The organism is Bacillus subtilis subsp. subtilis str. 168 (genome assembly GCF_000009045.1).
In the GTDB taxonomy this organism is placed as follows: Bacteria; Bacillota; Bacilli; order Bacillales; family Bacillaceae; genus Bacillus; species Bacillus subtilis.
On record NC_000964.3, the window covers coordinates 1,875,208 to 1,899,467 of the forward strand.

Below are 24,260 nucleotides of genomic sequence, written 5' to 3' on the forward strand. Positions count from 1 at the left end.
ATTTCCGCTTTTCAAAGCAATCGATTTGTGGTATACACATGCAGGGTTTGGTATGATAATACTACTGCCCAATATGCAAAAGAAAGGAACATCCATTTGAACGAACAAGAAACGATTCAGGAGAAAGCCATTTTAGTCGGATGTCAGCTGCCGCATATCACGGATGAGCATTTTGAAAATTCTATGGAAGAGCTAGCATCTCTGACGAAAACAGCAGACGGAAAAGTACTGACCAGCGTCACACAAAAACGGAACAGGGCTGACGCCGCTACATATATAGGAAAAGGGAAGGTAGAAGAGCTGAAGGCACTCGTGGAAGAGCTTGAAGCTGATCTCCTCATCTTTAATGATGAACTGTCGCCAAGTCAGCTGAAGTCATTGGCAACAGCAATTGAAGTGAAGATGATTGACCGCACGCAATTGATATTAGATATTTTTGCAAAGCGGGCGAGAACGAGAGAAGGCAAACTTCAAATTGAGCTGGCTCAGCTGCAATATGCACTGCCGCGTCTGACGGGACAAGGGATCAACCTTTCCCGGCAAGGCGGAGGAATTGGGGCAAGAGGTCCCGGGGAAACGAAACTGGAAACCGACCGCCGCCATATCAGAAATCGCATTCATGAAATCAACACACAGCTTTCCACTGTCATTCGCCATAGAAGCCGATACCGTGAAAGAAGAAAGAAAAACGGTGTGCTTCAAATTGCGCTTGTCGGCTATACAAACGCAGGGAAATCAACATGGTTCAACCGCCTGACGAGTGCTGACAGCTATGAAGAAGACCTCCTGTTTGCCACGCTGGACCCGATGACCAGAAAAATGGTCCTGCCAAGCGGCTACAGTGTTCTTCTTTCAGATACAGTAGGATTTATTCAGGATCTTCCGACGACATTGATTGCTGCATTCCGCTCAACGCTTGAGGAAGTAAAAGAAGCGGATTTAATTCTGCATTTAATTGATTCTTCAAATGAGGATTATGCGGGACATGAAAAAACAGTGCTTCGGCTGCTTGAGGAGCTTGAAGCAGATGATATCCCGATGCTGACGGCTTACAATAAACGTGATCAAAAACTGCCTGATTTTATACCGACCGCCGGAAGGGATCACATTATGGTCAGTGCGAAATTTGAGGACGACGCTGCAGCCTTTAAAGAAGCGATTCAGCGCTATTTGCGCCAAGAACTGTTAACGTCTTTTGAAGCACATGTGCCGGCAAGTGAAGGGAAGCTCCTTTCCAGAATCAAATCGGAAACGATGGTAGACCGCTTCTATTTTAATGAAGAAAATGAACAGTATGACATATCCGGCTATGTCCAAGAAGAGCAAAGTATCATCGGTGAATTAAAGAAGTATATGTAGGAAGGAAATATAAAGACATGTTTGACACATTAACACACGGAGAATTATTGAAGAAAACGGCAATGGAAGTGGAAGCGGACATTGCCGGCATTCATAAACAAATAGAAGAAATCAGCGAGCGAAATGAGTGGAGAGTGCTTCAAAGCTATAGAAAACACAAAGTAAGCGACACTCATTTCACGCCGTCTACTGGATACGGCTATGATGATATCGGAAGAGACACGCTTGAAAGCATATATGCGGATGTGTTTGGCGGAGAAGCGGGGCTTGTAAGGCCGCAAATCATTTCAGGCACACATGCCATCTCAATTGCTTTGTTCGGTGTCCTCAGACCGGGGGACGAGCTCCTTTATATCACGGGCAAGCCGTATGATACGCTAGAGGAAATTGTGGGCGTCAGGGGTGGAGAAAACGCTGGTTCGTTAAAGGATTTTCAAATCGGCTATAATGCGGTTGATCTGACGAAAGACGGAAAGATAGACTATGATGCAGTCGCCGCTGCGATCAATCCGAAGACAAAAGTAATCGGCATTCAGCGCTCAAAAGGATATGCGAATCGCCCTTCTTTCTTAATTAGTGAAATAAAAGAAATGATCCGTTTTGTAAAAGAAATCAATGAAAATCTGATCGTCTTTGTGGACAACTGTTACGGAGAATTTGTGGAAGAGCTTGAGCCTTGCCATGTCGGAGCCGACCTGATGGCGGGATCTCTCATTAAAAATCCCGGCGGCGGCCTTGCGAAAACAGGCGGCTACCTCGTCGGAAAAGCGAAATGGATTGAAGCTTGCTCATACCGTATGACGTCACCCGGCATCGGCAGAGAAGCGGGGGCATCTCTTTACTCGCTCCAAGAAATGTACCAAGGCTTCTTTTTGGCGCCTCACGTTGTGTCTCAAAGTTTAAAGGGAGCGGTGTTTACAGCGAGATTCCTTGAAAAACTCGGCTTCACTTCAAACCCGAAATGGGATGCGAAAAGAACGGATTTAATACAATCCGTTGAGTTTTCTGACAGAGAAAAGATGATTGCTTTTTGCCAGGCTATTCAATTTGCATCGCCAATCAATGCTCATGTGACGCCTTATCCAGCCTACATGCCTGGATACGAGGATGATGTCATTATGGCAGCAGGGACGTTTATTCAAGGAGCAAGCATCGAATTATCAGCTGATGGCCCTATCCGCCCGCCGTATGTAGCGTATGTTCAGGGAGGATTAACCTATTCGCATGTGAAGAATGCCATATGCAGTGCAGTGGATTCATTGATGCAAAAGCAATTAATTTAAATTTTTTAAAAATTTCTCTGGATTTGATGTTAAGAATCCTTACATCGTATTGACACATAATATAACATCACCTATAATGAAACTAAGTTAAGAAAAGGAGGAAATTGAGATGAGTGATAATATTCGCCGCTCAATGCCTTTATTTCCAATAGGAATTGTCATGCAGTTAACTGAGTTATCAGCAAGACAAATTCGATATTATGAGGAAAATGGACTGATATTTCCAGCCAGAAGTGAAGGAAATAGACGATTATTTTCATTTCATGATGTAGATAAACTGTTAGAAATCAAGCACCTGATAGAACAAGGTGTAAACATGGCAGGAATTAAACAGATTCTGGCGAAAGCCGAAGCCGAGCCAGAACAAAAACAAAACGAGAAGACGAAAAAACCAATGAAACATGATCTGTCCGATGACGAACTGAGACAGCTCCTGAAAAACGAGCTCATGCAAGCCGGCCGTTTTCAAAGAGGGAATACATTCCGTCAAGGCGACATGTCCCGCTTCTTTCATTAATCCGTTAGCAACTGTTTTGCTATATACATTTACCTTTTAAGAGGAGGAATTTTACCAAATGGCAAAGTACACTAGAGAAGATATCGAAAAATTAGTAAAAGAAGAAAACGTGAAGTATATCCGCCTTCAATTTACTGACATTCTTGGAACAATCAAGAATGTTGAGATTCCTGTAAGCCAGCTTGGAAAAGCGCTTGATAATAAAGTCATGTTTGACGGTTCTTCTATTGAGGGATTCGTTCGTATCGAAGAGTCAGACATGTACCTGTATCCAGATCTAAATACATTTGTTATCTTCCCATGGACAGCTGAAAAAGGTAAAGTAGCACGTTTCATCTGTGATATTTACAATCCGGATGGCACACCTTTTGAAGGTGACCCGCGAAACAACTTAAAACGGATTCTGAAAGAAATGGAAGACCTCGGCTTCAGTGATTTTAACCTTGGGCCTGAGCCTGAATTCTTCTTATTCAAATTGGACGAAAAAGGCGAGCCGACGCTTGAACTAAACGACAAAGGCGGATATTTCGACTTAGCTCCAACTGATTTAGGAGAAAACTGCCGCCGCGATATCGTACTTGAGCTTGAAGAGATGGGCTTTGAAATCGAAGCGTCTCACCACGAAGTAGCACCTGGTCAGCACGAAATCGACTTTAAATATGCTGGAGCAGTCCGCTCTTGTGATGACATCCAAACATTTAAACTAGTTGTCAAAACAATTGCCCGTAAACACGGCCTGCATGCGACATTTATGCCAAAACCATTGTTCGGTGTAAACGGTTCAGGTATGCACTGCAATCTATCACTCTTCAAAAATGGTGTTAACGCATTCTTTGACGAAAACGCAGATCTTCAGTTAAGTGAAACAGCGAAGCACTTCATTGCAGGTATCGTGAAGCACGCAACAAGCTTTACAGCAGTAACAAACCCGACAGTAAACTCTTACAAACGTCTTGTTCCTGGCTATGAAGCACCTTGTTATGTAGCATGGAGCGCGCAAAACAGAAGCCCGCTTATCCGTATCCCGGCTTCTCGCGGCATCAGCACACGTGTTGAAGTACGCAGTGTAGACCCAGCTGCAAACCCATACCTTGCACTTAGCGTATTGCTTGCTGCAGGATTAGACGGAATCAAAAACAAACTGGAAGCGCCGGCTCCAATCGACCGCAACATCTATGTGATGAGCAAAGAAGAGCGCATGGAAAACGGAATCGTTGACCTTCCAGCAACACTTGCGGAAGCACTAGAAGAATTCAAATCAAACGAAGTCATGGTCAAAGCGCTGGGCGAGCACCTATTCGAACACTTCATCGAAGCAAAAGAAATCGAATGGGATATGTTCCGCACGCAAGTACATCCTTGGGAACGCGAACAGTATATGTCTCAGTATTAATATCTCAATCCCTTGGCACTAAAAGTGTCAGGGGATTTTTTATGTTAATAGGTAATAAATTATGGAGCGGCACTGCTAAAAAGCAGGGTCACTTTTAGTCTATGTCACTAATAATTCTATGTACTAAATTTTTAATTAGGGAAATAATTCCACGCTTAAGGAAGCAATACGCATAAATAATTCGACAAATTCTGTGATAATTCCATTGTTCAATACTTCTACCAGCAATAATAAGATGAGTAAGGTAGATGTTTATCATTGACATCATAACCAAATGAATCCATAATTACGTTGAAATCTAAATCAATTTTCAAAAAGGAGATTTCTATGAAAAAATTGACTATCTTCTCCGGGGGATTAGGAGCGGTTTTTTCTGTACTGGCTCAACTGTTTGCGGTTATAGATGACTCTTACACTTTGGGGAATTTATGGTTTTTAGGTGCTTTGGCGGGAATTATAACCATGCTTGCTTCAATCCAGACAAATAATAAACCAGTCTTCAGCATATTATTAATTGCTAGTTCAGTAATAGGTCTACTTGGAACTGGTCTTGTATACATCATACCAACACTGTTCAATATAATAATAATTTATAAATTTTCAAAAGTAAGCCAATAAGCCAATGGGAAAATTAAGGTTCTTTTTTTATTTAACATCCCTTTGACAAGGTCGGTGATAAATCGCAGAATGTTTATGCTTGCAACTAATCCACCAGCGGGGGCATCGGTGGGCATGATTATCTAACGCCATGTTTCTAGGATACCGGAATTGAAACATTTGCTGAGGCATTTCGTGAAGCTGATCACCAAATGACCATTTCCATAGAGGCACGTCTAAAGAAGCTATCATAGGAGGACAATACTGTGTGGAAAGCTTTAAGTCAATTACTCAAGAAACAGAAAAATCAAAGTCCAAGCGATGAAGATTATATACAGATTCCAGAATTAGAAGTAAAAGTTTTGGGGATGCTTCACAGTATCAATATAGACCTGGTTAATGTAATAGCCCAAGCAGAAAAGTCTAAGGAGTTTATAGGACAAATCGAAGGCATCTGGCATTCTATAGCAAATCAATTTTATTCACTCGCCCAAGGGTTTGAGAATGAGGATATCAATAAGCTTTCTGCGGATCTTGATCATGCTGCCGCCACTTGGGAAGCTGTTGCTAATAAAGCAAAAGAGTTTGTAACAAATTCATACCAAGGGTAAAAGAAAAATAAGGGCCTGAAAGGGCTCTTTTGCTTATAGTCATATTTCCCGTAAGTATTACTTTTTGGATTTAATAAATTTTAAAGCGTGTTTGTTTCACTGAATTCATAGTCAAAAGGGGAATGTTTTTATGCTTGGAATCAACGTTGAAAAATCAAATGAAAACTTAATTATCAATTGGCAGCTATCCAAAATTGAAATTCCAATCAAAGAAATCAATGATGTATTTCTTGATCCAAACTATGGGGGAGAGGAGAAAAGCGCAGTAAGGATTGGGTTTCCTTATGGCTCAACAGATAGGGTAGTAATTAAAACAGCACGTAACACTTACATTTTGTTCACCACTAATCCTGCTTTAATTATGAGTAAAATTGTTTCTTAATAAACAGTTTATGTCCCTTTTAAATTTATCTATTAATGTTCTGTGTGGTAAAATTTAGTGAGATGATTTAAGGAGGAGGAGCATTTATGGAAGAAATAAAAGTTAGTTCACATGACACTAGATGGTATTAAGAAAGCAGTTTCTAAATATGGTACATTCCCTATGTTTCATCATGGAGGATATGTCATGGAAGATGCTACTTTTCATTTCAAAGATCCTGCTAGTCCTCAAGAAATTAGCGATATAGAACAGAAGCTAGGTGTTACTTTCCCTAATGACTATAAAGAGTTTTTGTTACAGCACAATGGGATGGAAATGTTTGATGGGATTGAAATACTTAGCTTAGAGGGAATCATTGAATATAATGAGGTTCAAGATTTCCCAGAGGGATACGTTTTAATTGGATATCATTTTGATGGAAGATATGTCATAGACACAAACAAATCAAAAAATGGATTAGGCTATATGCTATATCTAGACTCAATTGATGATATTGAAGATGCGATTAACTTAGATTCTAATTTCGAGATATGGTTTGATATGCTAGTGTCTTTAAATGGAACGAAATATTGGGAAGTAAATCCGAATCTCCAAGAGTATTATAAACTGGTTTCAGAATAACACTTCGGCAAAAGAAAAAATTATGACTAATTTCAACAACCAAAGAAACTGCAATTTGAGGGAAGTATAATGACAATTTACGAGCAAATTAAGGATGCTTTGAAAAATAAGATCAATGAGTTGGTTTCACCTCAAGAAGTAAAGAAAACCCTTCAAGAAAAATACGGAACTAATCCGGATAGCATTATTTTATCAGATTATTGTTATAACCGGTATAATAAGGGGATTTCTTTTAATAAGCACCTCTTTGAATATATGAATAGAAGTTCTTACAAATACTTAGGTGAAAACTCTCTTTATACAGGACTTATTTTCAGAAAATCAAAAGGGGAAGATAAGGAAGTTATCGTAGGCGAATGGGTAAACGGTGTTAAATCACTCCGAGAAGCTTCTGTTACTAATAACCAAATAAATGATCAAGCCGAAATCATTAGTAAAGAACAACTTGTAAACCTTTATAATGAATATAACCAAATCCTGAGATATGAAATGAATGTATTGAACTGTAAGCCTACAGAATTGAGGCATTTAATTGGCAGAATCGGTGAATTCATTTGTGCAATCCAAACCAACGGCACTCTGGCACGTCAAACTAATCAGCATGGATTTGATGTTGTGAGTGATGGCAGACGGATTAGTGTAAAAACAACAGCTCAATCAAGTGGTTTTATTTCGATAAATAAAAATACATTTTATGATTTTGATGATTTTTTTGTAGTTCAATACGTAAATGATGATTTTAAAGTTATTTTCTTCGGCTCAAAGGAAGAAGTGCAAAAAATAAGCAGAATTTATGGAAGCCAATACGAAGTTGAAATTTCACTTCTTAAAAAGCTTAATAAGGAATACCAATTAAATTAAACAATCTTGTTGGTAACAAACATCCTCTTACTTATTGTAAGAGGATGTTTGTTTAATTCTTACATATTTTATCTTTGCAATCTGGCTTACGAGTTGCATCCACAGTAAATGATCTTACTTCGTCTTTAGTTTTGTCATAAATTCCCCATATTACCCCTCAGAGAAGGATAGGGGGATTATTTTGGAGAATCATATTCCATTGCTTGTTCACAGTCAGTAATCCTTGAGTTGTTCTAGCAAGAGGCAATATTGTTGAATAAGAATAGTTTTAAAGAGGTTATTGTTGTCTTCATATTGAAATAAAGATTAAGTATATTAGAGGGGAGTTGCTTTAATGCACATAACAACAAAAAGGTTATTGATACGTGAATTTGAATTCAAAGATTGGCAAGCAGTATATGAGTATACATCTGATAGTAATGTAATGAAGTATATACCTGAAGGGGTTTTTACTGAAGAAGATGCAAAGGCATTTGTAAATAAAAACAAAGGTGATAACGCTGAAAAATTCCCTGTCATACTAAGAGATGAAGACTGTCTTATAGGCCATATTGTTTTTTATAAGTATTTTGGTGAACATACATATGAAATTGGGTGGGTGTTTAATCCCAATTATCAAAATAAAGGGTATGCTTCTGAGGCAGCCCAAGCTATCTTGGAATATGGATTTAAAGAAATGAACTTACATAGGATTATAGCTACGTGTCAACCTGAGAATATTCCCTCATACCGAGTTATGAAGAAGATTGGAATGAGAAGAGAAGGCTTTTTTAAAAAATGTATTCCAAAAGGCAATGAATGGTGGGATGAATATTATTACGCTATTTTAGAGGAAGAGTGGAATTGAACTTTATTGAGTGCGGCAATACAAACAAATTATCACCCTCTACTTAGAACATATTAGTTAAATGAAGGTGATATATAAAGTGATATGACAGTGATTAAATGGGATTCAATGAGCTCCGGTGAATTGTTTTTAGGTGAGTTCACTAAGGATGATACCTGATACGCAGCCATACCATTCGAGCGTTAATCATTTTATAACTGATCTTTTCACTTTTGCCCACGGGGGAATAAGACCCTATTTAAGTTTGCCAGACGATTGTTTGATCCGTTGTTGATGATTGTCAGGATTTTTTGTGAAGGAATATCTTTATATAGTGGTTGATTATTCCCTTCTGGTAAAAATTGATCTATGTTGAATTGCTTAACATGTCATTGAACTCAGAGAATAAAGTGAACCTGCCACAGATGTTCATTATCTTTTAGGGGGTTCCAAAAAGACCGTATTCCTATCGATCGCTCAGAGTGAAAATGGTATACTAAAGTTACAATCACAGGAAGGAATTACAATTTTTTTAGATCTACATAAAATCATCTGATTAACCGAAAGTGAGAATGTGTGAATGAATTTAATAGGGTATATTGAGGAAAGGTTTCAAAACCTCGAATTAATTCCTAGCATCTATAATCAATGGGGCACAGGAATCCATTTTTGTCTTGGGGAAAATATCTATCAACTCAAAGCAAATGAAGAATTGAATTTAAAGATGTTTCGGATTGTATATGAACAAACCTCAATCATTTTTAATGAATTATTTGAACAAAATGATGACATATTCCTTGTGACGAATATGTATAAGCACAAAAAGAAAGAGAAATGTATAAGAAAATTAAAGGTGTATCAACCGTTTCTAAAATGTAAAAATCATTTGAATCAAATTATGGTGAAGACATATCCCTATCCTTTCGAAATCAATAAAGCTGAAGAATACGAGATGCAACAATTTTCCCTGTTATGCAAACCTCGAGACTTACGTGTAACTGAATTACTTAAAGCAGCCAGTAATGAGGATTTTCCACAAAAACCGAAATTCGGAGGTTACTCTATTGATTACCCTGATGTTTTCTTTGTGAACATTACAAAAGACATTATTTTCTTTATCTATGATGACCGCGGATGCGAAGTCATAGCTCATGATTTCAAACGAATACGTCCACTTTATGAAAAATATCACGACTGGGTAGAAGAGTATAAGTGCATGTAATACTTTTTTTAAAAACGATTTATCAGGAAAGGCAGAATTAGATTATGAGGGCCTTACATACAAGATGTAAACGGTTATTGAAACTAAGATGGTATTATGTGATGATGAGAGATCTGCATTTTTATTAGTACTTGATGAAAGATTAGTGGATTTTGATTCTCAAGGTGGAAACCATATTAGTGTTTATTTAGTTACTCACTTTGAGTTATCTGATCAATCGTATAAAGATGTATTAAGCTTTAATGATGATCTTTTGGGTATGGAGCATAACTGTTCGTATGCAATGGATATTCTAAGCGTTAAAGAGGAACTTGATTTCGATTTCCCATTTAATATGCTTGCAATAAAAAGCTATGTACAAGAATTAATAAAAATGTTAGGGATTGATATCACTCTGCCTGAAATGAAAGAAAGAGATTTTGACAAACTTTCTCAAAACTAAATAAAACTACTATTTTTAAAGAGAACGGAGACTTGCTTTCAATATGAATGTTAAAAAAGCTGCAGCTGTTTTTTCAATCACTATTCCAATTATCTCAGCCATCTTAATTATTAATTTTTTTACAGGATTTATGTCAATTCCATGGCAAGGAATGCCGGTGTTTTTTCCATTATTACTTTCTCCTATAGGAATCATTTTAGCGTTCGTTTCAATAAAGACAAATAAACGGTGTGCTGTATATGGGATTGTCTTAAATGCAATTATGTTTCCATTTCCTTTTTTCTGGTTTATCGGAGGGGCTTTGTTATTTGGAGTTTAAAATCCATTAGGCATTACGCTTATACATTGGTATTTTCGAGCTTGTCAAAAGAAGGAATAAAAAAACTTCAGAATTGCTTGGCTTTACTTTATGTTGAAAGGGGTCGAGTAAGGTGGATAGGAAAAAGGATGAAATACAAAGAAAATATAGGGAACAAATGAGGGAGAAGAAAGAACGAGAAAAAGAAGATGGCAGTTCACATACTTTTGAAATTGTTGTTGTGCTAGCCATTATCATTTTGATGTTTTTCTTTAATTCAGTTTTCAAGGCTTTTTAGATATTGTACAGATGACTTTCAGGATGTTTGAAAAAATAACCCTTTGAGATATATACCGCATGAAAGTATTGAAGGACTTATGAAAATTCAAGAGCCAGTTGAATCTTAATAATTAATCACCAAATAATGGGGATGTAAAATGAAGTTGTATAATGAATTTATCAATATAGCTAAAACGTTTAATAAAGAGTTAGACATAATTCCATTATTATATGGATCTTTAGGTCTTGAAAAGGTAACTGGGTTAGACTTTTCCCCAGAAGATATTGATCTCCTTATTCCTTTAATTTTTTTAGAGGAAAAGTGGGAAAAACTAAAAAAAGTGATGGAACTGCATGGATACAAAATGGTTGATTTACATGAGCATGAATTTAAGAAAACTAATACAAAAATAGGCATTTCTTACATTGAGGATTTAAAACCATTTGCAGATGTAGACTATAATAACCTAGAGATTTTTGAAGATGGCGGAGCGAAATATCATTTGCTAACGATTGATGATTACCTCAAGATTTATAAAAAGTCTTTATTAGATGGTTATAGAAGAAGGAAGAAGAATCATAAAGACCAAAGTAAAATTAACATATTGAATAAATTAATACGGAATTAATTTCTGTATTCCCTTTTGTTTCCAGTCTCAATTAAAATTTTTAAGATTAAAATAAGTTTGAAGGAAAAATCATAGTGTTTAACACAGCCATTAATCCTCAGACAGTCAAATAGCCATTTCTACTCCGGTTGAAAGCTTCTCTATTTTTGCTTCTTATTTATCTTTCCTGTATTGATATATGTATGTAGGGTTGGACTTATAACATAAACTATTCTGGCCATTCCGTTCTTTCAATTCATGACCGGGCTTGCCATCAGCATAAATCTAGGCTAACAGTCTCCATACATCCTGTGATCACCTTTATCAAACTCTTAAATGCAACTTACCACTAACCAATTCTTTATTTCGCATAGATCATCTTTGTCATGTGTTTACACAAGAATCTGTTTTGGACTGAGACACTGAATATAACAAAACAGTCAAAAATCAATATTTAATTCATTCTGTTTAAACTTTCTGAAAAAGATGTTGAAAAAGTCGAAAGGATTTTATAATATTAAGTCAAGTTAGTTTGTTTGATCAACAAACTAATGAAATGAACTTTCATTATCCACAAGATAAGATCTTACTAATATGGATGGAAGGGGGATAAGAGGGTCGATTTAATGGAGCTAAACAATATAAGAAACGAAAGAATGAGGCTTTTATCCTTTTCCAGGTATATAAGGTATGACGAAAAAAGATGAATTTTTTGCTTGCTGATCACCATATTTTTTTGCACTGTTTTGAAAGCGCTTTTATAAAAGTTTACTGACCGTAAATTCGAGAAATTGTTATACCGTTTCACACTGTTCCATATTAAAGGATCGAAAAGGGGAGAAATCATGCTCAGTGAAAATGTAAAGAAGATTAGCATGGTTGAAAAAGTTGGATATGCGTCTGGAGATTTTGCTTGTAATTTAATTTATGCAACAGTGTCTACGTATCTTTTGTTCTTCTATACAGATGTTTTTGGTTTATCGGCAGCAGCAGCCGGTACTATGTTTTTAGTGGTTAGAATAATCGACGCTCTCGCTGATCCTTTTATCGGAACAATAGTTGACAGAACGAACAGCAGATTTGGACGCTTTAGACCGTATCTTTTATTCGGAGCTTTTCCATTTGTCATACTGGCAATACTCTGTTTTACAACACCAGACTTTTCGGATATGGGGAAATTAATATATGCCTATATAACCTATGTTGGCTTGTCGCTTACATACACAACGATAAACGTTCCATATGGCGCGTTAACTTCTGCAATGACTAGAAATAATCAAGAAGTTGTTAGTATAACTTCTGTTCGCATGTTATTTGCGAATCTTGGGGGACTTGTCGTTGCATTTTTTGTTCCCTTACTGGCTGCTTATTTAAGCGATACTTCCGGCAACGAGTCTCTTGGCTGGCAACTAACCATGGGTATTTTGGGAATGATAGGCGGGTGCCTTTTAATCTTTTGTTTTAAAAGCACAAAAGAGCGGGTCACTCTTCAAAAATCCGAAGAGAAAATTAAATTTACGGATATATTTGAGCAGTTTCGTGTTAATCGTCCACTTGTTGTATTAAGTATTTTCTTTATTATTATTTTTGGAGTGAATTCCATCAGTAATTCGGTTGGCATTTACTACGTAACGTATAACTTAGAAAGAGAGGATTTGGTGAAGTGGTACGGTTTGATAGGAAGTTTACCCGCTTTGGTCATTTTACCGTTTATTCCAAGGCTTCATCAATTTTTGGGGAAAAAGAAATTACTAAACTATGCATTATTACTGAATATTATAGGCCTCTTAGCTTTACTGTTTGTTCCGCCAAGTAATGTTTACCTCATACTTGTCTGTCGATTAATCGCTGCTGCTGGAAGTCTCACTGCCGGGGGATATATGTGGGCGCTTATTCCTGAAACAATTGAATATGGAGAGTACAGGACTGGGAAAAGAATGGGTGGGCTCATTTACGCTATAATCGGATTTTTCTTTAAGTTTGGTATGGCCTTAGGAGGAGTTGTTCCGGGTCTGGTTCTTGATAAGTTTGGATATGTAGCAAATCAGGCACAAACCCCGGCGGCCTTAATGGGGATTTTAATTACAACAACCATTATTCCCGTGTTCTTGCTTGTTCTAGCTTTAATTGATATTAATTTCTATAACTTAGATGAGAAAAAATATAAAAACATGGTTCGAGAATTAGAGAATAGAGACAAAGTTTATTTGGATCATATTGATGATTTCAAGGCTTAAAAAAGAAAATAAACTGAGGAGGAGTCCCAAATGAAGATTACCAATCCCGTACTTAAAGGATTCAATCCCGATCCAAGTATTTGTAGAGCAGGAGAGGATTATTATATCGCTGTATCTACATTTGAGTGGTTTCCGGGAGTCCAGATACACCACTCAAAAGATTTAGTAAATTGGCACTTAGTTGCACATCCATTACAGAGAGTTTCACAATTAGACATGAAAGGAAACCCAAATTCAGGTGGAGTTTGGGCACCATGTTTAAGCTATAGTGATGGGAAGTTTTGGCTGATCTATACGGATGTTAAGGTAGTAGATGGCGCATGGAAAGATTGTCACAATTATTTAGTTACTTGTGAAACGATTAATGGTGATTGGAGTGAGCCGATTAAATTAAATAGCTCGGGGTTTGATGCTTCTTTGTTCCATGATACGGATGGAAAAAAGTATTTATTAAATATGTTATGGGATCACCGTATTGATCGGCACTCATTTGGAGGAATTGTTATACAGGAATATTCTGATAAAGAGCAAAAATTAATCGGTAAACCAAAAGTTATATTTGAAGGAACTGATAGAAAACTGACAGAAGCTCCGCATCTTTATCATATCGGGAACTATTATTATTTATTAACTGCAGAAGGAGGAACACGGTACGAACATGCTGCTACAATTGCTCGTTCTGCAAATATTGAGGGGCCATATGAAGTTCATCCCGATAATCCAATTTTAACGTCATGGCATGACCCAGGAAATCCATTGCAAAAATGTGGTCATGCATCCATTGTTCAAACACATACAGATGAGTGGTATTTAGCTCATTTAACGGGACGTCCTATTCATCCTGACGATGATTCAATTTTTCAGCAGAGAGGATACTGTCCTTTGGGCAGAGAAACAGCTATTCAAAAACTTTACTGGAAAGATGAATGGCCCTATGTAGTAGGTGGAAAAGAAGGAAGCTTGGAGGTAGATGCACCTTCTATACCCGAAACAATATTTGAAGCAACGTACCCGGAAGTTGATGAATTTGAGGATTCAACATTAAATATAAATTTTCAAACTTTAAGGATTCCATTCACGAATGAATTAGGTTCATTGACTCAAGCGCCAAATCATTTACGATTATTCGGTCATGAATCATTGACCTCGACATTTACTCAGGCATTTGTAGCCAGACGCTGGCAAAGTCTCCATTTTGAAGCCGAAACTGCTGTTGAGTTTTATCCGGAAAATTTTCAACAAGCCGCTGGGTTGGTGAATTACTACAATACAGAGAACTGGACGGCTCTTCAAGTCACGCATGATGAAGAACTTGGGCGCATTCTTGAATTAACAATATGTGACAACTTTTCTTTTTCACAGCCATTAAATAATAAAATTGTTATTCCTCGTGAAGTAAAGTATGTATATTTAAGAGTAAATATTGAAAAGGACAAATATTATTATTTCTATTCTTTTAACAAAGAAGATTGGCACAAAATTGACATTGCACTGGAATCGAAAAAATTATCAGATGATTATATCCGTGGGGGAGGATTCTTCACAGGGGCCTTTGTAGGGATGCAATGCCAAGATACCAGTGGTAATCATATTCCGGCCGACTTTAGATATTTTCGTTATAAAGAAAAATAATTTGCACATGAAAAAGGAGATTTCTATTTTAGAACTCCTTTTTCATATGAGAAGGTGCCATGTCACTATTGCTTCAGAAATACTCCTAGAATAAAAAAACTCATCTTTAAAGATGAGCTGTCCATTCCATAAAAAATTACATTGTAATCATGTCCAGAAAATGATCAATCACAATGGAGGACATTCCTAATGCCGGTGCATTCTGTCCTAAGGAAGATGGCAATAATTCATAGCTATTGCCTAATTGGGAATAAACCCTTGATGATACTTCACTTCTCATTGAATTTAAAACCATAGGATGCGATTCAATTATGCTATTTCTTAAAATTACGGCTTGTGGGTTGAAAGTATTTAGAATATTGGTAAGGCCTATTCCTAAATAGAATCCAAAATTTTGTAATGCATTTAAGGTTCCGATATCATTCAGATGGGCGAGGTTTATGATATCTTGATAGGACAGTTTTTTCTCTTTGGTCTGAAGAGATTTTAATAAAGCCTTCTCTGAAGCATACAATTCCCAGCATCCTCGGTTTCCGCAACTGCATTTAGGACCATTAAAGTCTATTGTCATATGTCCCATTTCTCCAGAGAAGCCGCTTACTCCTCTATATAAATGATTGTTGATAATAACACCGATCCCTATTCCTGTGCTGATACTTACGTAAATAATGTTATCGTGATTTTTTGCAGCTCCAAATACTTTTTCTCCATATGCGCCAGCATTTGCCTCATTTTCAATAAAAACAGGCACATTGTACTTCTCTTGTATCGAAGATTTTAAGTCAATATCTCTCCAGTTGGAGTTCGGAGTGAAAACAATTTTTTGATCTTTATCAATGAGTCCAGGCACGCAAATACCTATACCAATAAGCCCGTACGGAGATTGGGGCATTTGCGTAATAAAGTGATGAATCATATCAATCAAAATGTCTTTCGTTATTTCTGGAGAATTGGATTCCAAATGGCGGTATTGATCAAGAACGATTGTTCCTTCAAGGTCTGTTAAAATGCCATTAATATAATCCACACCAACATCTATTCCAACGGAGTATCCTGCCTTTTTATTAAAAACAAGCATGACAGGTCTTCTTCCGCCACTTGATTGTCCTTGACCTATTTCAAATACCATACTTTCTTTCATTAACGTGTTTACCTGTGATGAGACAGTTGATTTATTTAATCCAGTCATTTCAGATAATTTTGCTCTTGAAATAGGTGAATTTTTAAGGATTTCTTTTAATAATAACTTTTGATTTACTTTTTTGACAAAGGTTTGATCAGCGATATCCACTTCATCCACTCCATTTGTTTAATCTTTAAATTAAGTATCAACATAGTACATAGCGAATCTTCCCTTTATTATATCTAATGTGTTCATAAAAAACTAAAAAAAATATTGAAAATACTGACGAGGTTATATAAGATGAAAATAAGTTAGTTTGTTTAAACAACAAACTAATAGGTGATGTACTTACTATATGAAATAAAATGCATCTGTATTTGAATGAATTTATTTTTAAGGGGGAAATCACATGGCTCAATCTCATTCCAGTTCAATCAACTATTTTGGAAGCGCAAACAAAGTGGTTTACGAAGGGAAAGATTCGACTAATCCTTTAGCATTTAAATATTATAATCCTCAAGAAGTAATCGGCGGAAAAACGCTGAAAGAGCATTTGCGATTTTCTATTGCCTATTGGCATACATTTACTGCTGATGGTACAGACGTTTTTGGAGCAGCTACGATGCAAAGACCATGGGATCACTATAAAGGCATGGATCTAGCGAAGATGAGAGTAGAAGCAGCATTTGAGATGTTTGAAAAACTAGATGCACCATTCTTTGCTTTTCATGACCGGGATATTGCACCAGAAGGCAGTACGCTAAAAGAGACAAACCAAAATTTAGATATGATCATGGGCATGATTAAAGATTACATGAGAAATAGCGGCGTTAAGCTATTATGGAATACAGCAAACATGTTTACGAATCCCCGTTTCGTCCATGGTGCCGCGACTTCTTGCAATGCAGATGTGTTTGCGTATGCTGCAGCACAAGTGAAAAAAGGGTTAGAAACAGCAAAAGAGCTTGGCGCTGAGAACTATGTATTTTGGGGCGGCCGTGAAGGATATGAAACATTGTTAAATACCGATTTAAAATTTGAGCTTGATAATTTGGCTAGATTTATGCATATGGCAGTGGATTATGCGAAGGAAATCGGGTACACAGGGCAGTTTTTGATTGAGCCAAAACCAAAAGAGCCGACCACCCATCAATACGATACAGATGCAGCAACAACCATTGCCTTTTTGAAGCAATATGGCTTAGACAATCATTTTAAATTAAATCTTGAAGCCAATCATGCCACATTAGCCGGGCATACATTCGAACATGAATTACGCATGGCAAGAGTACATGGTCTGCTTGGCTCTGTTGACGCAAACCAGGGTCATCCTCTTTTAGGCTGGGACACGGATGAATTTCCGACGGATTTATATTCTACGACATTAGCAATGTACGAAATCCTGCAAAATGGCGGCCTTGGAAGCGGCGGATTAAACTTTGACGCGAAGGTCAGAAGATCTTCTTTCGAGCCTGATGATCTAATATATGCCCATATTGCAGGGATGGATGCATTTGCAAGAGGATTGAAAGTTGCCCACAAATTAATCGAAGATCGTGTGTTTGAAGATGTGATTCAACATCGTTACCGCAGCTTTACTGAAGGGATTGGTCTTGAAATTATAGAAGGAAGAGCTAATTTCCACACACTTGAGCAATATGCGCTAAATCATAAATCAATTAAAAACGAATCTGGAAGACAGGAGAAATTAAAAGCGATATTGAACCAATACATTTTAGAAGTATAACAGGATAAGCTCCAGATCCTGCTATCAATACCAAGTCACTGAATTACCCGTCATGATTCCTTTCCTATTGCTTGTTGTTATGACGGGTAACTTCTATAATTAGGATTTATTTAGAGTGAATGGTTTTTTAAAAGGGCAAGGAGTGAAAAAATGAAGTATGTCATTGGAATAGATCTTGGAACGAGTGCTGTTAAAACCATTTTAGTTAACCAAAACGGCAAGGTTTGTGCAGAAACGTCCAAAAGGTATCCGCTCATCCAAGAGAAGGCGGGATATAGTGAGCAAAATCCTGAAGACTGGGTTCAGCAAACAATTGAAGCATTGGCTGAATTGGTTTCTATATCCAATGTTCAAGCCAAGGATATTGACGGGATAAGCTATTCGGGACAAATGCATGGATTAGTACTGCTTGACCAAGATCGTCAGGTGTTACGTAATGCAATTCTTTGGAATGATACCAGAACAACGCCTCAATGTATAAGGATGACCGAGAAATTTGGCGATCATCTTCTTGACATCACAAAAAACCGTGTTTTAGAAGGGTTTACATTACCTAAAATGTTATGGGTAAAGGAACATGAACCTGAACTTTTTAAAAAAACTGCTGTGTTTTTGCTTCCGAAAGACTACGTGCGATTCCGTATGACCGGTGTCATTCACACCGAATACTCCGATGCAGCAGGAACTTTACTTTTACATATTACTCGCAAGGAGTGGAGCAATGATATTTGCAATCAAATTGGTATTTCTGCAGATATTTGTCCTCCGCTTGTTGAATCTCATGATTGTGTAGGATCGCTGCTTCCGCACGTTGCCGCGAAGACCGGGCTATTAGAAAAAACAAAAGTGTACGCTGGGGGAGCAGATAATGCTTGCGGCGCTATTGGAGCAGGTATCCTTTCTTCCGGAAAAACATTATGCAGTATTGGGACGTCAGGGGTCATACTTTCCTACGAAGAAGAAAAAGAAAGAGACTTTAAAGGGAAAGTCCACTTTTTTAATCATGGAAAAAAGGATTCTTTTTATACGATGGGCGTCACGCTCGCTGCAGGATACAGCTTGGACTGGTTTAAAAGAACGTTTGCACCAAACGAATCGTTTGAGCAATTATTGCAGGGGGTGGAAGCTATTCCGATAGGAGCCAATGGACTGCTATACACTCCTTATTTGGTTGGTGAAAGAACGCCGCATGCTGATTCTTCTATTCGGGGAAGCTTGATCGGAATGGATGGAGCCCATAATAGAAAGCATTTTTTGAGGGCAATAATGGAAGGTATCACATTCTCTTTACATGAATCAATTGAGCTATTCCGCGAAGCGGGAAAATCAGTTCATACTGTTGTTTCTATTGGTGGGGGAGCTAAAAATGATACGTGGCTGCAAATGCAAGCTGATATTTTCAATACGAGGGTAATTAAGTTAGAAAATGAACAAGGGCCAGCTATGGGGGCTGCAATGCTGGCTGCCTTTGGAAGCGGTTGGTTTGAATCACTTGAAGAATGTGCAGAGCAGTTCATTCGTGAGGCTGCTGCATTTTATCCAAAGGCGCAAAATGTTCAAAAATATAAAACACTATTTGATTTGTATAAGAACATTTACACTCACACAAAGGATCTCAATACAGCTTTGAAGAGCTTTCGAAAAAACTAATGATGTTATTGTCTGGAGATCAACCGAAGAACAATTAATGATCAATCATCATCAAAGGCCTTTGATAACATGGCTGCCTTCTTTTGAAAAGATGGTGAGAATAAGGTATCGCAACCTTTAAACAGTATTGGAGTATCCAGCAGACAAAACGAACGAGTGGAACCGTATTTTGTCAGCGAACACTTCAAGAAGTGGGGAAGCTTAGGAATGCCAATGGGTAAGATGTATGAAACCGCGCTAACGACGGTAGAGGGATCTCTTGATTTATGAAGAAATAGGAAGGATGTTAACACACAAATAACCCCTCACATTGACGTGAAGGGGTGTTTTTTATTGTTACTATACAGCGGAAATTTTACAGGCTAGTTGCATGATTTTAGCTTGTTAAGCAGAATGGAACTAGACTCTCCATCATCTCTTTCTCATTCTTTGGAAACTGCATTCTGCTAGGTTTGCTGCTTTTTTTAACAAACAGTGTTTTTCTATTTCACACAGCCATTAAATCCTCTGTTCGTCACATAACCGCTCTTACTCCAAATTGACAGTTTATCTGATTTTGCTTCTTGCTCATCTAGTCTGAATTGGTCTATGTATTTTGTGTTAGGCTCATATACATATGCTACTCTGGCCAATCCCTCTTTCAATAATGTCTCTTGAACAGATTTGCCGTCAACATAAACGTATGCTAACAGTCTTCCATACTTATCTCTGCGATCGCCTTTATCAAATTCCAGCTGTAGCTTACCGCTGTTGACCAATTCTTTATTTCGTTTCGACGCATCCTCACCGTATGGTTGAACACAAGAATTTGGTTTCTTCGTCTCAGGTGTATCAACGAGCAAGTAGCGAACTGTGTCTTTCTTTCCGTTGTAAATAACCTTAATCGTATCTCCATCTATTGCTCTATCTAATGTAACATTGACCAATTTCTTCTGATTTTTTGAATGAGGCGTGCCAGCCTTTTGTTCTGTCTGATTATATTCATTAGAGTGAGTATCTTGAGAGACTTGCTCCGTCCCATTAGAATCTGAATGGTTTTTGGCTGCGTGATTTGATCCGCAAGCTGCCAAAGTAATACTTAAAACGATTGCGATCATACTGATCAAAATCTTCTTCATATTGATTCCCTCTTTATCATTTTCTCTTTTCGCGATTAAACATCATCATTATAACGATATGGACATTTTTTGTGAATGGAAAACTTCAAGGGAACTTATAACACTCCAAATTGCCAATAGTTAACTTCACAACGAGATGATCAAAACATCACCATCACATAGCGGAAATAAATAATCCTGAAAATAATATTGACTGAAAATGCTTTTAGAATTATGATAATATGAGAAATGACAATAATGTGACAAAGACATTACTACAACATAACAACTAATAGCTTAGGTTTATTCTATTGGTTAAAAATGTAAACGGTTACAAATCCAGAGGCGAAAATCTAAGATAGAGATGACTTTAGTTTTGACTCAATATCCACACTGAAAGAGCTTATTAAGTATTCTTAAAGGCAGGGGAAATGGATATGAATGAACATCGAAATCGAAGGTTGAAATTAATAATGATTTCAGCAACTTTTGGAGGGCTTCTCTTTGGATATGACACCGGAGTTATAAATGGAGCTTTACCTTTTATGGCAAGGCCAGATCAGCTTGATTTAACACCTGTTACAGAAGGGCTTGTTACGAGTATTCTTTTATTAGGTGCCGCGTTTGGAGCGTTGTTATGCGGAAGATTGGCTGATCGATATGGCCGCCGTAAAATGATCCTTAATCTTTCCTTTTTATTTTTCCTGGCATCACTGGGAACAGCGTTAGCACCTAATGTTTTCATCATGGCGGTCTTTCGTTTTTTACTGGGGCTGGCTGTTGGAGGAGCCTCGGCGATGGTGCCGGCCTTTTTAGCAGAAATGGCACCGCATGAAAAGAGAGGGCGTATGGTAACCCAAAATGAACTAATGATTGTTGGCGGGCAATTTTTAGCATATGTTTTTAATGCGATCCTCGGTGTAACAATGGCAAATACGGGACATGTTTGGAGATACATGCTAGTCATTTGTGCTGTACCGGCTATCATGTTATTTGCCAGTATGCTTAAGGTACCAGAAAGCCCCCGATGGCTAATCTCCAAAGGCAAAAACAGTGAGGCGCTGCGAGTTCTTAAACAAATTCGAGAAGATAAACGTGCAGAAGCTGAATGTAGAGAAATTCAAGAAGCGGTAGAAAAAGATACAGCACTAGAAAAGGCATCACTCAAGGACTTTTCTACACCATGGCTGCGCCGTCTTTTATGGATTGGAATCGGTGTTGCCATCGTGAATCAAATTACAGGTGTGAACTCGATTATGTATTATGGCACACAAATCCTTAAAGAATCTGGTTTTGGTACAAAAGCGGCTTTAATCGCTAATATTGGAAATGGGCTGATATCAGTTATTGCAGTTATATTTGGGATTTGGCTGGTCGGAAAAGTGAGACGGCGTCCAATATTATTGATTGGTTTGGCAGGGACGACTACAGCGCTCCTATTGATTGCGATTTTCTCAATTGTGCTTGATGGATCTATGGCACTTCCTTATGTAGTGCTTTCTTTGACCGTTTTATTTCTTGCCTTTATGCAAGGGTGTGTAGGACCTGTGACTTGGCTTGTCATAGCGGAAATATTCCCTCAAAGGTTAAGAGGACTTGGTTCTGGGATAAGTGTTTTTTTCCTTTGGATATTAAACTTTGTGATCGGTTTTGCTTTCCCGATCTTGCTTAGCTCTGTAGGTTTGTCTTTTACATTCTTTATATTTGTGGCTTTAGGTGTATTGGCAATCGGTTTTGTGTACAAATTCATGCCGGAAACAAAAGGGCGTACACTTGAAGAATTAGAAGAGCATTTTCGTTCTCGACACGATCATAATACTCCTGAACAATCAGTTATTGAGGTATAAATATGTTGAAAATCTCTCTTCTTATAGGAGGGATTTTTTTAGTTTCAGAAAAAACAAAATCCCTCTGGTAGAGGGATTTTGATTCAGCATTTTAAGATGTTCTACACGTATAATACTGGAGTTGATACTTTAAAAATCTCGCCATCTCTTATATAAAAACGAGGGATGCGGCGGCTTAATGTAGACACGACTTCATAGTTAATCGTATTGAGCATTTCAGCCACTTCATCAACGGAAATCTCGGCTCCTTTTTGCTTACCGTAAATCACGACTTCATCTCCTTGTTTACCTTCACCGTTTTCTCCTAAACTGACCATGATCATATCCATTGTTACTCTTCCCGCCACTGGCACTCGTTTTCCGCGATGAAGAACAAACCCGCGATTGGAAAGGGCACGAGAATAGCCGTCAGCATAGCCAATCGGGAGTGTAGCAATTACTTCATTAGGTTCTGCGATGTATGTAGCACCATAGCTAACGGTTCGGGGTTCTGTCCGCATGGTTTTCACATAAGCGATGCGTGCCTTTAAACTTAACGCAGGTTCAAGCTTAACGAGATTTAGTTGTTTAATATAGGCTGAAGGATATAAACCATATAAGCCGATACCTAAACGGATCATATCAGCGCTAAATTCCGGAAATGCGATAGCTGCAGCCGTGTTGCACATATGCACGGTGGGCAGCTCAATCCCCTGTTTTTTTAAAAAGCTGAGAAAACTGATGAATTTTTCATGCTGCAGCTTTGTGAGTGTTGTGTCCGGTTCATCAGCTGTCGAAAAATGTGTGAAAATCCCTGTCCATCTGAGGAATTTACTTGCCTTTAAGGCTTTCACTACCTCTAAAAGTTCTTCCTTTGTGCGTACACCTAATCGTCCCATGCCGGTATCCACGTTAATATGAATGGCCAGCCGGTTAGCACTCGCTTCTTTTTCCAATATCTCGTTTGCTTCTTTCATCCAATCAACCTGAAATGCTGATAATGTTATATTCCAAGCTGCTGACTTCTTTACACAACTAAGGGATGTAAAACCAAGCACAAGGATAGGTGCTGTAATCCCAGCTTTACGTAAAACGATTCCTTCCTCCACACTGGCAACAGCGAGCTCACTCGCCCCGTGTTCCAGTGCATGGCGTGCCACTTCTATAGACCCGTGGCCATAACCGTTCGCTTTTACAACAGCCATAATTTTGCTCTTATGTGGAATATGACGGCGGATCGCTCGCAAATTCTTTTTAACGGCATCAAGATTGACTTCGATCCAAACTTCTCGGCAAAGCTTTATCATCAACGCTTCCTTCCTTCTTATGGATTATAAATACCACCTATTGCCGCAAGAATAAATGTTAATTGTTGGATGATTCGATCTTATTTTATTCAACTTTATTTGAAATCATTCAACAGCAAATCCATGTGATACGAGAAGGTGCCTATCAATGTTCGAATAATAGCAAGTACGGGATACATGAGGCTTGTAAGTGGGGTGTTAATGGATGCGGCGACCGAGGATTACAAAAATGATTATTTGTTTTGGGACATTTTTTTCTAAGGGTAGATGATAACGAGAAATCTAATCAGGAAATACTTACCGTTGTTATGAACATTGAAGAACCTTTTAAATGAGAAGGGC

General features: G+C 37.8%; 23 protein-coding genes. 20 read left to right on the forward strand and 3 right to left on the reverse strand.

The annotated features are described in order from the left end of the window. Positions 1-96: 96 nt before the first annotated feature. The 17 genes from hflX to xynB all read left to right on the forward strand — a co-directional run bounded on the left by hflX (position 97) and on the right by xynB (position 15,168). Complete coding sequence (hflX, locus tag BSU_17430; protein NP_389625.2) at positions 97-1,359, forward strand: ribosome-splitting GTPase (also ATPase, rescuing stalled ribosomes, E-site binding); 1,263 nt, start codon at positions 97-99, stop codon at positions 1,357-1,359. A gap of 17 nt (positions 1,360-1,376) precedes the next feature. Continuing rightward, on the forward strand, positions 1,377-2,642 hold the full coding sequence (gene ynbB / locus BSU_17440; RefSeq protein NP_389626.2) for a putative C-S lyase: 1,266 nt from the start codon (positions 1,377-1,379) through the stop codon (positions 2,640-2,642). Between the two features lie 109 nt (positions 2,643-2,751). Further along, positions 2,752-3,159: a transcriptional regulator (nitrogen metabolism) gene (glnR, locus tag BSU_17450; RefSeq protein ID NP_389627.1), complete on the forward strand. Its 408-nt coding sequence runs from the start codon at positions 2,752-2,754 to the stop codon at positions 3,157-3,159. Positions 3,160-3,217: 58 nt separating this feature from the next. Beyond that, the gene (gene glnA, locus BSU_17460; protein NP_389628.1) at positions 3,218-4,552 is read left to right on the forward strand and encodes a glutamine synthetase; all 1,335 of its coding nucleotides are present in this window, start codon (positions 3,218-3,220) and stop codon (positions 4,550-4,552) included. A gap of 327 nt (positions 4,553-4,879) precedes the next feature. Beyond that, positions 4,880-5,170 carry a putative phage protein; defective, phage region gene (ynxB, locus tag BSU_17470; protein ID NP_389629.1) on the forward strand — a complete coding sequence of 97 codons (291 nt, stop codon included), beginning with the start codon at positions 4,880-4,882 and terminating at the stop codon, positions 5,168-5,170. 245 nt (positions 5,171-5,415) lie between these two features. Next, positions 5,416-5,760, forward strand: a complete 345-nt coding sequence (gene ynzF / locus BSU_17480; protein ID NP_389630.1) for a putative phage protein; defective phage region — start codon at positions 5,416-5,418, stop codon at positions 5,758-5,760. 130 nt (positions 5,761-5,890) lie between these two features. Then, positions 5,891-6,142, forward strand: coding sequence for a putative phage protein; defective phage region (gene ynzG / locus BSU_17490; RefSeq protein ID NP_389631.1), 252 nt, complete (start codon positions 5,891-5,893; stop codon positions 6,140-6,142). A 186-nt stretch (positions 6,143-6,328) separates the two neighbouring features. Next, positions 6,329-6,763, forward strand: a complete 435-nt coding sequence (gene ynaB / locus BSU_17500; protein ID NP_389632.2) for a putative phage protein; defective phage region — start codon at positions 6,329-6,331, stop codon at positions 6,761-6,763. Between the two features lie 69 nt (positions 6,764-6,832). Beyond that, a complete protein-coding gene (gene ynaC, locus BSU_17510; protein NP_389633.1) occupies positions 6,833-7,624 on the forward strand; it encodes a conserved hypothetical protein; defective phage region in 792 nt (263 codons plus the stop codon). 334 nt (positions 7,625-7,958) lie between these two features. Continuing rightward, entirely contained in the window at positions 7,959-8,471 is a 513-nt protein-coding gene (gene ynaD / locus BSU_17520; protein NP_389634.1) for a putative N-acetyltransferase; putative phage region, read from the forward strand. 559 nt (positions 8,472-9,030) lie between these two features. Beyond that, positions 9,031-9,672: a hypothetical protein gene (gene ynaE / locus BSU_17530; RefSeq protein NP_389635.1), complete on the forward strand. Its 642-nt coding sequence runs from the start codon at positions 9,031-9,033 to the stop codon at positions 9,670-9,672. 88 nt (positions 9,673-9,760) lie between these two features. After that, positions 9,761-10,114, forward strand: a complete 354-nt coding sequence (gene ynaF, locus BSU_17540) for a conserved hypothetical protein; defective phage region (protein ID NP_389636.1) — start codon at positions 9,761-9,763, stop codon at positions 10,112-10,114. Between the two features lie 43 nt (positions 10,115-10,157). Next, positions 10,158-10,433, forward strand: a complete 276-nt coding sequence (ynaG, locus tag BSU_17550; protein ID NP_389637.1) for a conserved hypothetical protein; defective phage region — start codon at positions 10,158-10,160, stop codon at positions 10,431-10,433. Between the two features lie 112 nt (positions 10,434-10,545). Continuing rightward, positions 10,546-10,710 (forward strand): conserved hypothetical protein; defective phage region, encoded by a 165-nt coding sequence (ynzI, locus tag BSU_17559; RefSeq protein YP_003097730.1) that lies wholly within the window; start codon positions 10,546-10,548, stop codon positions 10,708-10,710. Between the two features lie 139 nt (positions 10,711-10,849). Then, a complete protein-coding gene (gene ynaI, locus BSU_17560) occupies positions 10,850-11,320 on the forward strand; it encodes a conserved hypothetical protein; defective phage region (RefSeq protein ID NP_389638.3) in 471 nt (156 codons plus the stop codon). 824 nt (positions 11,321-12,144) lie between these two features. Beyond that, positions 12,145-13,536 carry a H+-xyloside symporter gene (gene xynP / locus BSU_17570; RefSeq protein NP_389639.2) on the forward strand — a complete coding sequence of 464 codons (1,392 nt, stop codon included), beginning with the start codon at positions 12,145-12,147 and terminating at the stop codon, positions 13,534-13,536. A 30-nt stretch (positions 13,537-13,566) separates the two neighbouring features. After that, positions 13,567-15,168 carry a xylan beta-1,4-xylosidase gene (gene xynB, locus BSU_17580; protein ID NP_389640.2) on the forward strand — a complete coding sequence of 534 codons (1,602 nt, stop codon included), beginning with the start codon at positions 13,567-13,569 and terminating at the stop codon, positions 15,166-15,168. A 136-nt stretch (positions 15,169-15,304) separates the two neighbouring features. Here the strand turns inward: xynB and xylR are convergent, their stop codons facing one another. Next, entirely contained in the window at positions 15,305-16,459 is a 1,155-nt protein-coding gene (gene xylR / locus BSU_17590; RefSeq protein ID NP_389641.3) for a transcriptional regulator, read from the reverse strand. Between the two features lie 241 nt (positions 16,460-16,700). On the opposite strand from xylR, the gene xylA reads away from it, so the two are divergent. Together xylA and xylB are read left to right on the forward strand one after the other, a co-directional pair. After that, positions 16,701-18,038, forward strand: a complete 1,338-nt coding sequence (gene xylA, locus BSU_17600) for a xylose isomerase (protein ID NP_389642.2) — start codon at positions 16,701-16,703, stop codon at positions 18,036-18,038. A gap of 150 nt (positions 18,039-18,188) precedes the next feature. Beyond that, entirely contained in the window at positions 18,189-19,688 is a 1,500-nt protein-coding gene (xylB, locus tag BSU_17610; protein ID NP_389643.1) for a xylulose kinase, read from the forward strand. A gap of 482 nt (positions 19,689-20,170) precedes the next feature. Here xylB and yncB read toward each other — a convergent pair whose 3' ends face one another. Further along, positions 20,171-20,806: a DNA nuclease, lipoprotein (phage origin) gene (gene yncB / locus BSU_17620; RefSeq protein ID NP_389644.1), complete on the reverse strand. Its 636-nt coding sequence runs from the start codon at positions 20,804-20,806 to the stop codon at positions 20,171-20,173. A 410-nt stretch (positions 20,807-21,216) separates the two neighbouring features. Here yncB and yncC point away from each other — a divergent pair, with 410 nt between their 5' ends. Further along, the gene (gene yncC, locus BSU_17630; RefSeq protein NP_389645.2) at positions 21,217-22,632 is read left to right on the forward strand and encodes a putative sugar transporter; all 1,416 of its coding nucleotides are present in this window, start codon (positions 21,217-21,219) and stop codon (positions 22,630-22,632) included. 101 nt (positions 22,633-22,733) lie between these two features. Here the strand turns inward: yncC and alrB are convergent, their stop codons facing one another. Then, positions 22,734-23,918 (reverse strand): alanine racemase (minor activity), encoded by a 1,185-nt coding sequence (gene alrB / locus BSU_17640; protein ID NP_389646.1) that lies wholly within the window; start codon positions 23,916-23,918, stop codon positions 22,734-22,736. Positions 23,919-24,260: the final 342 nt, after the last annotated feature.

Coding starts and splice junctions, on each gene's coding strand:
- ynaD (NP_389634.1), top strand. CDS start 7,959: ATGCACATAACAACAAAAAGGTTATTGATACGTGAATTTGAATTCAAA.
- ynxB (NP_389629.1), top strand. CDS start 4,880: ATGAAAAAATTGACTATCTTCTCCGGGGGATTAGGAGCGGTTTTTTCT.
- xynB (NP_389640.2), top strand. CDS start 13,567: ATGAAGATTACCAATCCCGTACTTAAAGGATTCAATCCCGATCCAAGT.
- ynzG (NP_389631.1), top strand. CDS start 5,891: ATGCTTGGAATCAACGTTGAAAAATCAAATGAAAACTTAATTATCAAT.
- ynaC (NP_389633.1), top strand. CDS start 6,833: ATGACAATTTACGAGCAAATTAAGGATGCTTTGAAAAATAAGATCAAT.
- xynP (NP_389639.2), top strand. CDS start 12,145: ATGCTCAGTGAAAATGTAAAGAAGATTAGCATGGTTGAAAAAGTTGGA.
- xylB (NP_389643.1), top strand. CDS start 18,189: ATGAAGTATGTCATTGGAATAGATCTTGGAACGAGTGCTGTTAAAACC.
- ynaG (NP_389637.1), top strand. CDS start 10,158: ATGAATGTTAAAAAAGCTGCAGCTGTTTTTTCAATCACTATTCCAATT.
- ynaI (NP_389638.3), top strand. CDS start 10,850: ATGAAGTTGTATAATGAATTTATCAATATAGCTAAAACGTTTAATAAA.
- alrB (NP_389646.1), bottom strand. CDS start 23,918: ATGATAAAGCTTTGCCGAGAAGTTTGGATCGAAGTCAATCTTGATGCC.
- ynaB (NP_389632.2), top strand. CDS start 6,329: ATGGAAGATGCTACTTTTCATTTCAAAGATCCTGCTAGTCCTCAAGAA.
- ynaF (NP_389636.1), top strand. CDS start 9,761: ATGGTATTATGTGATGATGAGAGATCTGCATTTTTATTAGTACTTGAT.
- glnR (NP_389627.1), top strand. CDS start 2,752: ATGAGTGATAATATTCGCCGCTCAATGCCTTTATTTCCAATAGGAATT.
- glnA (NP_389628.1), top strand. CDS start 3,218: ATGGCAAAGTACACTAGAGAAGATATCGAAAAATTAGTAAAAGAAGAA.
- yncC (NP_389645.2), top strand. CDS start 21,217: ATGGATATGAATGAACATCGAAATCGAAGGTTGAAATTAATAATGATT.
- ynaE (NP_389635.1), top strand. CDS start 9,031: ATGAATTTAATAGGGTATATTGAGGAAAGGTTTCAAAACCTCGAATTA.
- xylA (NP_389642.2), top strand. CDS start 16,701: ATGGCTCAATCTCATTCCAGTTCAATCAACTATTTTGGAAGCGCAAAC.
- yncB (NP_389644.1), bottom strand. CDS start 20,806: ATGAAGAAGATTTTGATCAGTATGATCGCAATCGTTTTAAGTATTACT.
- ynbB (NP_389626.2), top strand. CDS start 1,377: ATGTTTGACACATTAACACACGGAGAATTATTGAAGAAAACGGCAATG.